The 12,182-nt window shown below is 73.9% G+C and carries 11 protein-coding genes; 9 read left to right on the top strand and 2 right to left on the bottom strand.

Going from position 1 to position 12,182, the window contains the following annotated elements:
* Nucleotides 1–8: 8 nt before the first annotated feature.
* From SJY06_RS16120 to SJY06_RS16090, 7 genes are all read left to right on the top strand, one after another.
* Nucleotides 9–305: a YggT family protein gene (locus SJY06_RS16120; protein ID WP_380168549.1), complete on the top strand. Its 297-nt coding sequence runs from the start codon at nucleotides 9–11 to the stop codon at nucleotides 303–305.
* Between the two features lie 157 nt (nucleotides 306–462).
* Nucleotides 463–1,143 carry a DivIVA domain-containing protein gene (locus SJY06_RS16115; RefSeq protein ID WP_380168548.1) on the top strand — a complete coding sequence of 227 codons (681 nt, stop codon included), beginning with the start codon at nucleotides 463–465 and terminating at the stop codon, nucleotides 1,141–1,143.
* A 56-nt stretch (nucleotides 1,144–1,199) separates the two neighbouring features.
* The gene (locus tag SJY06_RS16110) at nucleotides 1,200–1,721 is read left to right on the top strand and encodes a signal peptidase II (RefSeq protein WP_380168547.1); all 522 of its coding nucleotides are present in this window, start codon (nucleotides 1,200–1,202) and stop codon (nucleotides 1,719–1,721) included.
* Nucleotides 1,718–2,650 carry an RluA family pseudouridine synthase gene (locus tag SJY06_RS16105; protein ID WP_380168546.1) on the top strand — a complete coding sequence of 311 codons (933 nt, stop codon included), beginning with the start codon at nucleotides 1,718–1,720 and terminating at the stop codon, nucleotides 2,648–2,650. The genes SJY06_RS16110 and SJY06_RS16105 overlap by 4 nt, the downstream gene beginning before the upstream one ends.
* A 628-nt stretch (nucleotides 2,651–3,278) precedes the next feature.
* Complete coding sequence (locus tag SJY06_RS16100) at nucleotides 3,279–3,926, top strand: endonuclease domain-containing protein (protein WP_380168545.1); 648 nt, start codon at nucleotides 3,279–3,281, stop codon at nucleotides 3,924–3,926.
* Between the two features lie 255 nt (nucleotides 3,927–4,181).
* A complete protein-coding gene (dnaE, locus tag SJY06_RS16095) occupies nucleotides 4,182–7,721 on the top strand; it encodes a DNA polymerase III subunit alpha (RefSeq protein WP_380168544.1) in 3,540 nt (1,179 codons plus the stop codon).
* Nucleotides 7,718–8,290, top strand: a complete 573-nt coding sequence (locus SJY06_RS16090) for a hypothetical protein (protein ID WP_380168543.1) — start codon at nucleotides 7,718–7,720, stop codon at nucleotides 8,288–8,290. The genes dnaE and SJY06_RS16090 overlap by 4 nt, the downstream gene beginning before the upstream one ends.
* 40 nt (nucleotides 8,291–8,330) lie before the next feature.
* Here SJY06_RS16090 and SJY06_RS16085 read toward each other — a convergent pair whose 3' ends face one another.
* Both SJY06_RS16085 and ybaK read right to left on the bottom strand, forming a co-directional pair.
* Nucleotides 8,331–8,999 carry an LON peptidase substrate-binding domain-containing protein gene (locus tag SJY06_RS16085; RefSeq protein WP_380168542.1) on the bottom strand — a complete coding sequence of 223 codons (669 nt, stop codon included), beginning with the start codon at nucleotides 8,997–8,999 and terminating at the stop codon, nucleotides 8,331–8,333.
* A 33-nt stretch (nucleotides 9,000–9,032) separates the two neighbouring features.
* Entirely contained in the window at nucleotides 9,033–9,551 is a 519-nt protein-coding gene (gene ybaK, locus SJY06_RS16080) for a Cys-tRNA(Pro) deacylase (protein WP_380168541.1), read from the bottom strand.
* 69 nt (nucleotides 9,552–9,620) lie between these two features.
* On the opposite strand from ybaK, the gene hisD reads away from it, so the two are divergent.
* Nucleotides 9,621–10,997 (top strand): histidinol dehydrogenase, encoded by a 1,377-nt coding sequence (hisD, locus tag SJY06_RS16075; RefSeq protein ID WP_380168540.1) that lies wholly within the window; start codon nucleotides 9,621–9,623, stop codon nucleotides 10,995–10,997.
* The gene (locus SJY06_RS16070) at nucleotides 10,994–12,154 is read left to right on the top strand and encodes a histidinol-phosphate transaminase (RefSeq protein WP_380168539.1); all 1,161 of its coding nucleotides are present in this window, start codon (nucleotides 10,994–10,996) and stop codon (nucleotides 12,152–12,154) included. The genes hisD and SJY06_RS16070 overlap by 4 nt, the downstream gene beginning before the upstream one ends.
* The last annotated feature ends 28 nt before the right edge of the window (nucleotides 12,155–12,182 follow it).

The following is a 12,182-nucleotide window of genomic DNA, read 5'->3' as shown; positions in this document are numbered from 1 at the left end:
CTGTACCTGTGGGCGTCGTCTTCGGGATCCTTGCGTTCGTCGTCTTCCTCTACCTGATCCTCCTGTTCGCCCGCCTGGTCATCGGCTGGATCGGGGTGTTCGCGCGGGACTGGCGTCCGGCCGGCCCGCTCGTGGTCGTCCTGGAGGTCGTGTACTCCGCCACGGACCCGCCCCTGAACGCGTTGCGCCGGATCATCCCGCCGCTCACGCTCGGCTCGATCCGGCTCGATCTCGGCTTCATGATCCTGTTCTTCGTGACGGTGATCCTCTACAACGTGCTGATGAGCCTGGCCGCCTCCTTCTGAGCCTCCCCGCGAGCCGGGCGGGTCGTGAGGCGGACCCGCGGTGCGGGGGTAGCCTCTGCGTCACCCCGCGCAACGGTCGGGGTGCTCCAGCACGATCGTCCGCTAACGTGACGGGGGCCTTCCCCGGCCCCCACAGACAACTCGACGAGGTGACGACATGCCGTTGACCGCAGACGACGTGGTCCAGAAGCGGTTCAACCCCACGAAGTTCCGTGAGGGCTACGACCAGGACGAGGTCGACGACTTCCTGGACGAGGTGGTCGCGGAGCTGCGGCGCCTCAACGAGGAGAACGAGGACCTCCGGCGCCAGCTCGCTCAGGCCGAGGCCCGCGCCTCGGACTCCGGCCGCGGCGGTGCCGTCGAGGCCGCACCCGCGCCCACCCCGGCCCCGGCCGCCGTGGAGTCCGCCGGCACCGGTGCGGTGCCCACCGCGGGCTCGGGCGTCGACACGGGCAACGGCGACGTCGCCGGGATGCTGGCGCTGGCCCAGCGCCTGCACGACGAGCACGTGCGCAACGGCGAGCAGGAGCGCGACCGTCTCGTGGGCGAGGCCCAGGAGACGTCGACCCGGCTCATCCGCGAGGCCGAGGAGAAGCAGGCCCAGACGCTCGGCTCGCTCGAGCAGGAGCGGGCGCTGCTCGAGCGCAAGATCGACGAGCTGCGTGGCTTCGAGCGCGACTACCGCAGCCGCCTCAAGAGCTACCTGGAGAACCAGCTCCGGGATCTCGACAGCAAGGGCCAGGTCGTGCCGGGCCGGACGCCCGGTGCCACCGGTGGTCGTGGTCTGGGCGGCGACGAGGCCGCAGCGTCGGGCTTCCCCTTCGGCGGCCAGAACTGATCACCCCGTCCCGTACGCCCCCGAGGCCGCGCGCACGTCTGCTGGTCCTCGGGGTCGTGACGGCCGCTGTCATCGCCGTCCTCGACCAGCTCACCAAGCACCTCGCGGAGGCCCGGCTCGAGCCGGGGGTCCGGGTGGACGTGCTCGGTGAGCTGTTCGGCTTCCGGCTGTTCTACAACTCCGGGGCGGCCTTCAGCCTGGGCACGAGCATCACGCCGGTGCTGACGACCTTCGCCTGCCTGGCCGTCGTCGCCATGCTCGTCGCGCTGGCCCGGACGTGGAGCACGGCCTGGGCGGTGTCGGTGGCCGTCCTGCTCGGCGGGGCGTCGGGCAACCTCGTCGACCGGCTGACCCGGGACCCCGGCGTCGGCCGCGGCGAGGTGGTCGACTTCTTCGAGCTGCCCAGCTTCCCCATCTTTAACATCGCCGACATGGCCGTGGTGTCCGGGGCCGTACTCATCGTCCTGCTGTCGCTGCGCGACGTGCCGTTCGCGGCCGCTCCGGCCCCGGCAGCACCGGCCGCCGACGAGGCCCGGCCCGACGTCGACGCCCGCACCGACCACCCGAAGGACTCATGAGCCGCCGTTCCCTGCCGGTGCCCGACGGTCTGGACTCCGAGCGGGCCGACGCCGGCCTGGCCCGCCTGCTGGGCGTGTCCCGCACCCGCGCCGCCGAGCTGGCCGCGGGTGGTCACGTGCTGCTCGACGGCCGTGCGGTCGGCAAGTCGGACCGCCTGGTCGCGGGGTCGTGGCTGGAGGTCGAGATCCCGGAGGAGCCCGACCTGCCCGTCGACGGCGCTCCGGTGCCGGGCATGTCGATCGTGCTCGACGACGACGACGTGGTGGTCGTCGACAAGCCCGTCGGCGTGGCCGCGCACCCCAGCCCCGGCTGGACCGGTCCCACCGTCGTCGGGGGCCTCGCCGCGGCCGGCTACCGGATCAGCACCTCCGGGGCCGAGGAGCGGCAGGGCGTCGTGCACCGCCTCGACGTCGGGACCTCCGGGCTGATGGCCGTGGCCAAGTCCGAGCGGGCCTACACCTCGCTGAAGGACCAGTTCCGCGAGCGGACGGTCGACAAGACCTACCACGCGCTGGTGCAGGGTCACCCGGACCCGAGCTCCGGCACCGTGGACGCGCCGGTCGGCCGTCACCCCACCCACTCCTACCGCTGGGCCGTGGTCGAGGACGGCAAGCCCAGCGTCACCCACTACGACACCGTCGAGGCCTTCCCGGCGGCGACCCTGCTGGAGGTGCACCTGGAGACCGGGCGCACCCACCAGATCCGGGTCCACATGTCCGCGCTCCGGCACCCGTGCGTCGGCGACCTGACCTACGGCGCCGACCCCGTCATGTCGGCCCGCCTCGGCCTGACCCGCCAGTGGCTGCACGCCCACCGCCTCGCCTTCGAGCACCCCGGCACCGGTGAGCGCGTGCGGCTCGAGTCGTCCTACCCCGACGACCTCGTCCGCGCCCTGGACGTCCTCCGCGAGGACGACGCCCGCCCCTGACCCGCCGGCGCCCCGCCCCGGACGCCCCCGCCCCCGCCCCCGCCCCGCCCCCGCCCCGGCCCGCCCCCGCCCCGGCCCGCCCCGGACGCCGAAAAGGCCGGATCGGCCTGTTCCGGCTCGCTCGCGGGGCCGATCCGGCCTCCTCGGCGCCGCGTCATGCCCCACGTCCGGCCCCGGCCGGGCGGGCCGGTCGGGCGGGCCGGTGCCGCGCTCCCGTCGCCGAGAGGGCCGGATCGTCCCCTCGTGGCGACCCGAGCGGGTCGATCCAGCCCTCTCGGAGCACGCGGTGGCCATCTCAGCCCACTCCGGGAGGACCTGTGGACGGGGCTTCGGTGTCCACAGACACGTCGACGGGGCCCGGCCCGCGTGCCGGCGGCGGCACCGTGGCACCGTGGAGGGTGGCGAGTGGACGTGGGTCGATGTGGGAGACGCCCGCGCGAGGGGGATAAGCCGTCGTCGGCTCCTCGGGCCGGAGTTCGAGCGGGCCACCAGCGGGGCCTACGTCCCGGCCGGGGCGCCCCTCGCCGAACGCTGCCGGGCCGTGCTCTCACGGTGCGGCCCCGGGACCGTGGTCAGCCACTGGACGGCGGTCGCGGTGCTGAGGCTGCCCCTGCCGAGGAGACGACAGGTGCTGCCCGTGCACGTGACGACACCCGACCGTCCTCACCGGGCCACCCGCCGGTCGGATCTGGTGGGGCACACCGCGCAGGGCGCCGTGGCGTCCGTCCGCTACGACGGGGTGGCGGTCACCGCACCGGTGCGGACCTGGTGCGACCTGGCGCGGTCGGGGGCCACCCGCGACGAGCTGGTCGTGGTCGGTGACGCCCTGCTGCACCGGTGGCCCCGGCTCGCCGTCCCGCTCGCCCGGTCCGTCGCGGCCGGGATGGGTCGCCGGGGGGTGCGGGGCGCCCGGGCGGCGCTGCCCGTGCTGGACGGTCGCGCCGAGTCACCGCCGGAGAGCCTCCTCCGGCTGGCGGCGCTGGACGCCGGGCTGCCGGCCCCGACCCCGCAGCTCGTCGTGCGCGACGGTGCGGGCCGTTTCGTCGCCCGGGTCGACCTGGCCTGGGAGCCGCACCGCGTGCTCGTGGAGTACGACGGCCGCCACCACCTGGAGCCCGGTCAGCGCTGGCGCGACCTGCTGCGGCGCGAGCGTCTGGAGGCGCTGGGCTGGCGGGTCGTCGTCCTGACCGCCGAGGACTTCCGGTGGGGGCCCGCGGCCGCCGTCACCCGCATCCGCGCCGCGCTGCACCTCTCCTGCGCCGACCAGGCCGCCTGACCACCCGCCCCAGCCCAGCCCAGCCCAGCCCGGCCCGGCCCAGCCCAGCCCGGCCCAGCCCGGCCCGGCCCGGGTCAGCCACCGAGAGGGCCACTTCGACCCGTCGTCGGGCGCTCGGTGGGTCGATCCGGCCTTCTCGATCCACCCACGACGGCGAGGAGGGGGAGGAGGGGGCAGGAGACTGGCCGGGGGCCTGACGGGCCGACCGCGCGTCCGGGGTCGAAGCGTCCGGGGGGCGACCTAGACTCACCCACGATGTCCAGCGAGTCGTTCTCCCACCTCCACGTCCACACCGAGTACTCGATGCTGGACGGCGCGGCACGCATCGGCGAGCTCTTCGCGGAGACCGAGCGCCTCGGCATGACCTCGGTCGCGATGACCGACCACGGCAACGTCTTCGGGGCCTACGAGTTCTGGTCCAAGGCCACCAAGGCGGGCATCAAGCCGATCATCGGCACCGAGGCGTACATCACCCCCGGGACCAGCCGGTTCGACCGCACCCGGGTCAAGTGGGGCGACGGCAGCCGGGACGACGTGTCCGGCAGCGGCTCGTACACCCACATGACCCTGCTGGCCGAGAACACCCAGGGCATGCACAACTTGTTCCGGCTCTCCAGCCTGGCCAGCCTCGAGGGGTTCTACTTCAAGCCCCGCATGGACCGGGAGCTGCTCGAGCGCTACCACCACGGCCTGATCGCCACCACGGGCTGCCCGTCGGGCGAGGTGCAGACCCGGCTGCGGCTGGGCCAGTACGACGAGGCCGTCCGGGCCGCGGCCGAGCTCAAGGACCTGTTCGGCGCGGGCAACCTGTACTGCGAGCTGATGGACCACGGCCTGGACATCGAGCAGCGCGTCCGCGAGGACCTGCTGCGCATCGCCAAGGACCTCGACCTGCCGCTGGTGGCCACCAACGACCTTCACTACACCACCCAGGCCGACGCCGCCGCGCACGAGGTGCTGCTGTGCGTGCAGTCCGGCTCCCGCCTGGACGACCCCAAGCGGTTCAAGTTCGACGGCGACGGCTACTACCTCAAGTCCCCGGCCGAGATGCGCCACCTGTTCCGCGAGCTGCCCGAGGCCTGCGACAACACGCTGCTCATCGCCGAGCGCTGCGACGTGTCCTTCACCGAGGGCGAGGGCCGCTACATGCCCCGCTTCCCCTGCCCGGAGGGCGAGGACGAGACCAGCTGGTTCATCAAGGAGGTCGAGCGGGGCCTGCACGCGCGCTACCCCGACGGCGTCCCCGACGCCAGCCGCACACAGGCCGAGTTCGAGACCGACGTCATCGTCGGCAAGGGCTACCCCGGGTACTTCCTGGTGGTCGCGGACTTCATCAACTGGGCCAAGCGCAACGGCATCCGGGTCGGCCCGGGCCGTGGCTCCGGTGCTGGCTCGATGTGCGCCTACGCCATGGGGATCACCGACCTCGACCCGCTGCAGCACGGCCTGATCTTCGAGCGGTTCCTCAACCCCGAGCGCATGTCGATGCCCGACTTCGACATCGACTTCGACGAGCGCCGCCGCTCCGAGGTCATCCGCTACGTCACCGAGCAGTACGGCGACGACCGGGTGGCCATGATCGTCACCTACGGCACGATCAAGGCCAAGCAGGCCCTCAAGGACGCCAGCCGCGTGCTGGGCCACCCGTTCTCCATGGGGGAGCGGCTGACCAAGGCCATGCCGCCCGGGGTGATGGGCAAGGACATCCCGCTGTCCGGGATCTTCGACCCCGAGCACAAGCGCTACGCCGAGGCCGGCGAGTTCCGCACCCTGTACGCCACCGACCCCGAGGCCAAGGGCGTCATCGACCGGGCCAAGGGCCTGGAGAACCTCAAGCGGCAGTGGGGCGTCCACGCGGCCGGCGTGATCATGTCCAGCGAGCCGCTGCTGGACCTGATCCCGATCATGCGCCGCGAGCAGGACGGGCAGGTCATCACGCAGTTCGACTACCCGAGCTGCGAGAACCTCGGCCTGGTCAAGATGGACTTCCTGGGCCTGCGCAACCTGACGATCCTGGACGACGCGCTGATCAACGTCCGCGCCAACGCCGGCGTCGAGATCGACCTGGACGCCCTCAGCAAGGACCCGACCGACCCCGTCACGTACGAGCTGCTCGGCCGGGGCGACACCCTGGGCGTGTTCCAGTTCGACGGCGGTCCGATGCGGGCGCTGCTGCGTCAGATGAAGCCCGACAACTTCGAGGACATCTCCGCCGTCGGCGCCCTGTACCGGCCGGGCCCGATGGGCGCGGGCTCGCACACCAACTACGCGCTGCGCAAGAACGGTCTGCAGCCGGTCAGCTACCCCCACCCGGAGCTGGCCGAGGCGCTGGAGCCCATCCTCGGCACCACCTACGGCCTGATCGTGTACCAGGAGCAGGTCATGGCCATCGCCCAGCAGCTGGCCGGGTACAGCCTGGGCAAGGCCGACCTGCTGCGGCGCGCCATGGGCAAGAAGAAGCGCGAGGTCCTGGACGCGGAGTACGTCGGGTTCGCCGACGGCATGAAGTCCAACGGCTTCAGCCCCGAGTCGATCAAGACGCTGTGGGACATCCTGGTCCCGTTCTCCGACTACGCGTTCAACAAGGCGCACTCCGCCGCCTACGGCCTGGTCAGCTACTGGACCGCGTTCCTCAAGGCCAACTACCCGGCCGAGTACATGGCCGCGCTGCTCACCAGCGTGCGCGACGACAAGGACAAGTCGGCGATCTACCTGCAGGAGTGCCGCCGGATGGGGATCCAGGTCCTGCCGCCGGACGTGAACACCTCCGCCCGCGACTACACCCCGGTCGACCGGTCGATCCGCTTCGGCCTGGAGGCGGTCCGCAACGTCGGCGGCGCCGTGGTCGACCACATCGTGGCCGCGCGCGAGAAGGAGGGGGCGTTCGCCGACTTCCGTGACTTCCTCGACAAGGTCCCGGCCCAGGTCTGCAACAAGCGCACCGTGGAGTCCCTGATCGCCTCGGGGGCCTTCGACGCGGTGGGTCACACCCGGCGCTCGCTGACCGCGGTGTTCGAGGAGGCCGTGGACGAGGCCGTGGCGCTCAAGCGCAAGCTGGACTCCGGCCAGTACGACATGTTCGCGGCCTTCGACTCCGGCGCCGACGCCGACTCCTCCATCGCGACCGGCGTCAGCGTGGTCGTGCCGGACCTGCCGGAGTGGGACAAGAAGGAGCTGTTGTCGCGCGAGCGGTCGATGCTCGGCCTGTACGTCTCCGACCACCCCCTGAGCGGCATCGAGGGGATCCTGGCCCGGCTGGCCGACGTCTCCATCGCCCAGCTGGCCACCGACGAGACGATCAAGGACCGGGCCAAGGTCACCGTCGCCGGCCTGGTCACCGGGGTGCAGCGCAAGATCTCCAAGGCGGGCAAGACCTGGGCCATCGTCACCGTGGAGGACCTCGCGGGCTCCGTGGAGGTCCTCGTGTTCCCCAGCCAGTACGAGATCGCCGGCCCGGTCCTGGGTGAGGACGTCGTCGTCGTGGTCAAGGGCGACCTCAACCGCTCCGACGAGAGCGTCAGCATCCGGGCGACCGAGATCACCCTGCCCGACGTCGACACCCGCGCCGACGGTCCCGTGACCATCCAGATGGACCTGGCGCGCTGCACCCCCGTCGTGGTGGAGCGGCTCAAGGTCGTGCTGGACACCCACCCGGGCACCACGGAGGTCCGGCTGCGCCTGCAGCAGCCCGGCCGCGACACGCTGATGCGGCTGGACGAGGGGTTGCGGGTCACGGTCACGCCGGCCCTGTTCGGCGACCTCAAGGCCCTGCTCGGTCCCGCGTGCCTGGGGTGAGCCCGGACACCGTCCTGCCGCGCCGGCCTCGCCCGGACCGCCGGCGTCGCCGACGCACCCCGCGCGCCGTGGGGGTGCGCGCGGGCCTCGCCTGCCTCCTGGCCGGCCCGCTGGTCGGCCTGGGGTGGTGGCTCACGGCACCCGGCGGGCTCCGCTCACCCGGTGACACCTACCTCGACCTGCTGCAGGCGGGCGGGCAGGCGCACGCGTCCTTCGCGCTGTGGTGCCTGCTGTCGGGGGCGTCGGCGGGGGTCGGCTGGGTCCTGTCCCGTGACGACGAGCACGACGGTCGGGCCGTGGGCCGCCTGGTGGGCCTGCTGGTGGGAGGTCTTGTCGGGGCCGTGCTGGCCTGGGGGACCGGGGCCGTGCTGCGCCTGCTGGCGCCGGTCGAGGTCGGCGTCGTGCCGGCGGACGTCGTCGCCGACCTGGTCGCGCCGCAGCCGGTCGCGGGGGTGCTGGCGGCGGTCCTGCTGTGGCCGCTGGCCACCGGCGTCCTGGTGCTGGTGGACACCCTGCGCGACCTGGCCTGGCAGTCCCTGGTCAAGGACGGTCGGGACCGGACGGACTGACGGACCGGCGGGGAGGCCCCGACGCGGCCGCGGCCCTCGGTCAGTTCAGGCCGGGGGCGCGGCGGACGACGTCGGTTGCCGGCACCGCCCGCAGCAGCTGCAGCAGGACCTCCTCGCGGGCCAGCAGCCGTAGCGCCCGCCGCAGCCGTTGCGACGTGTCCGGCGACTCCAGCAGCTGCTGCCGGTCGACGAGGTCCAGCAGCATGTTCGCGGCCACCGTGTACGACAGCAGCAGCGGGTCGTCGGGCAGCACGCTGTCGGCCCCGCGCAGCCGGGTCCGGTAGCGCTCGAACGCGGCTCGCACCGACCCGGCGAGCAGCTGGGCGGTGTCACCGACCGGCTCGTCGAGGACCTCGACCCGACCGCGCAGGTACGGCACGGCGGCGCCGGGGTGACCGGAGTCGGGGTCCAGGCCCAGCAGCCGGAAGCGTCTCGTGCCCACGGTCTGCACGTCGTAGCGGCCGTCGGGCAGCGCCGTGACGTCGGTCAGCTCGGCCAGGGTGCCCACCTCGTGCAGCGCCCGCACCCCGTCGTCGCCGACCTCGTGGCCGGAACGGATCGCGATGACGCCGAAGTGTTGCCGGGTCTCGTCCGCGGCCAGCAGGTCCGCCACCAGGTCGCGGTAGCGCTGCTCGAAGACGTGCAGCGGCAGGACCAGACCGGGGACCAGCACCGTGCCCAGGGGGAAGAGGGGCACCGTCGTGCTCATCGACCCAGCGTAGGTCGCCCGCCCCCGACCCGCTCAGCGGGCGACGGGAGCCACGACCGCCGAGGTGACGCGGACCAGGTCCTGCGGGGCCAGCCCCACGTCGAAGCCCCGCCGGCCGCCGCTGACGAACACCACGGGGTGGGTCAGGGCGGAGACGTCGACCACGGTGGGCAGGACGGTCCGCTGCCCGACGGGCGAGATGCCGCCCACCACGTACCCGGTGGCCCGCTCGGCCGCGCGCGGCTCGGCCATCGCCGCCCGCTTGACCCCCAGCGCCGCCGCGACCGCCTTCAGGTCGAGGCTGTGCGTCACCGGCACCACGGCCACCCCCAGCCCCGGCCGCGGGGCACCGTCCAGGGTGACCAGGAGGGTCTTGAGCACGGTGGCCGGCTCCAGGCCGAGGGCGTCGGCCGCCTCGAGGCCGTACCCGCCCCGGCCCGCCGCCGCGCGCGGGTCGTGGGCGTAGCTGTGCCTGGTGTGGTGGATCCCGGCCTGCTCGAGGGCCACCGTGGCCGGGGTGCCGCCGGCTCCCGTCGCGCTGCTTCGCGTCACGCCCCAGACGGTACCCAGGCCCGGCGCCCGGCGACCGCTCGCCCACCGGGGTCGACCTACCATGGGCAGGTGCAGACCACCACGGCCCCGTCCGGGACGCCCGCGCTCGTCGACGCCCCCATCCGCACGCTCGACCTGCGGGGACGACGGCTCGAGCACCGCGAGCTGCGCGGCGTCGTGCCGCGCGCCGAGCTCGACGTCGAGGGCGCCCTCGCCGTCGTCCGCCCCATCTGCGACGACGTGCGCGCCCGGGGGGTGGCGGCGGTCGTCGACGCCACCGAGCGCTTCGACGGGGTCCGCCTCGATCGGCTCCGGGTGCCTGCGGCGGCGCTCGCGGAGGCGCTGGCCTCGCTGGACCCCGCGGTCCGGGCCGCGCTGGAGGAGTCGATCCGGCGCGCCCGCCTGGTGCACGCCGACCAGCGCCGGACCGACTCGACCGTGCAGGTCGTGCCGGGCGGGAGCGTCAGCGAGCGGTGGGTCCCCGTGGAGCGGGTCGGGCTCTACGTGCCCGGTGGCCTGGCCGTCTACCCGAGCAGCGTGGTGATGAACGTCGTCCCCGCCCAGGAGGCCGGGGTCGAGCAGATCGTCGTCACCAGCCCCGCCCAGAAGGACTTCGGCGGCCTGCCCCACCCGACCATCCTCGCCGCCTGCGCCCTGCTGGGCGTCGACGAGGTCTACGCCGTCGGCGGCGCCCAGGCCGTCGCGATGCTGGCCTACGGGGCCCGCGACGCCGACGGCGTGCTGGTCGTGCCGGGCGTGGACATCGTCACCGGTCCCGGCAACATCTACGTCGCGGCGGCCAAGCGCCTGCTCAAGGGCGTCATCGGCATCGACTCCGAGGCCGGGCCGACCGAGATCGGCATCCTGGCCGACGACAGCGCCGTGGCCGCCGAGGTCGCCGCCGACCTCATCAGCCAGGCCGAGCACGACCCCATGGCCGGCGCCGTCCTCGTCACGCCGTCCACCGCGCTGGCCGAGGCGGTCACGGCCGAGCTGGTCCGCCAGGTGGCGGGCACCAAGCACACCGAGCGGGTCGCCACGGCCCTGGCCGGTCCCCAGTCGGCGGTCGTGCTGGTCGACGACCTCGAGGCGGGCATGCAGGTCGTGGACGCCTACGCCGCCGAGCACCTGGAGATCCACACCGTCGACGCGCGCGAGCGGGCGGCGCGGGTCCGCAACGCCGGTGCGGTGTTCGTCGGCCGCTGGGCGCCGGTCAGCCTGGGGGACTACTGCGCCGGGTCCAACCACGTGCTGCCAACGGGCGGCTGCGCCTGCCACTCCTCGGGGCTGAGCGTGCAGACCTTCCTGCGCGGCATCCACGTCGTCGACTACGACGAGCAGGCGCTCGCCGACGTCGCCCACCACGTGGTGGCGCTCGCGAACGCCGAGGACCTGCCGGCCCACGGGGACGCCGTGACGGCCCGGTTCCCGGCGCCGCCCAAGTGACCGGCCGGCCCCCGGCGCCGGGGCAGGAGCGCGCCGACCGGCTGGACGGCAGCGGCCTGCCGCTGCGCCACGACCTGCGTGGCGCCACCGCCTACGGCGCCCCGCAGCTGGACGTGCCCGTCCGGCTCAACACCAACGAGAGCTCGCACCCGGTGCCGCCCGCGGTCGTCGAGGCGCTGGTGGCCGCGGTGGCCGCAGCGGCCCCCGGCCTCAACCGCTACCCCGACCGGGAGCTGACGGCGCTGCGCGAGGACCTCGCGGCCTACCTGGTCCGCACGGCCGGTGTCGACCTCGTCGCCGACCAGCTGTGGGCGGGCAACGGCAGCAACGAGGTCCTGCAGCACCTGCTGCAGGCCTTCGGCGGGCCGGGCCGGGTGGCGCTGGGGTTCACGCCCGCGTACTCCATGCACCCGATCATCAGCCAGGGCACCGGCACGAACTGGGTGGACGGGCACCGCCCCGGCAGCCCCGAGGACCCCTTCGACCTGACCGCGGAGACCGCGGCCGCCCAGGCCGCCGACGTCGACCCCGACGTGGTGTTCCTCTGCTCGCCCAACAACCCCACGGGCACCGCGCTCGGCCTGGACGTGGTGGAGGCCGTGCACGACGCGGCCCCCGCGGCCCTGGTCGTCGTCGACGAGGCCTACGCCGAGTTCGCCCGGCCCGGCACGGCCAGCGCCCTGACCCTGCTGCCCGGACGGCCCCGTCTGGTGGTCACCCGCACCATGAGCAAGGCCTTCGCCTTCGCCGGGGCGCGGGTGGGCTACCTCGCGGCGGACCCGGCGGTGACCGCGGCCCTGCGCCTGGTGCGGCTGCCCTACCACCTGTCGTCCCTGACCCAGGCGGCGGCGCGGGCCGCGCTCGCGCACACCGACGACCTGCTCGCCACGGTGGCGGACACCAAGGCCCAGCGGGACCGCATCGTGGAAGGCGTCCGCGAGCTCGGGCTGGCGCCGGTCCCCAGCGACGCCAACTTCGTCCTGGTCGGCGGGTTCGGTGACGAGAAGGCGGCCTGGCGGGGGCTGCTGGCGGCCGGGGTGCTGGTGCGCGACGTGGGTTTGCCGGGGCACCTGCGGCTGACGGCGGGCACCGAGGCCGAGACCTCGGCGCTGCTGGCCGCCCTGCGGGAGCTTCCCGCGACCGCGCCGGGCACCTGATCCCGCTCGGCCGGAGCCGCCCCGGCGC

Origin of the sequence: Jannaschia sp. R86511 (genome assembly GCF_042466345.1) — a bacterium.
Taxonomy (GTDB): Bacteria; Actinomycetota; Actinomycetes; order Actinomycetales; family JBBAYJ01; genus Aquipuribacter.
The sequence above is the reverse complement of the archived record's forward strand: the minus strand, read 5'-3'. Positions and strand labels throughout refer to the sequence as shown.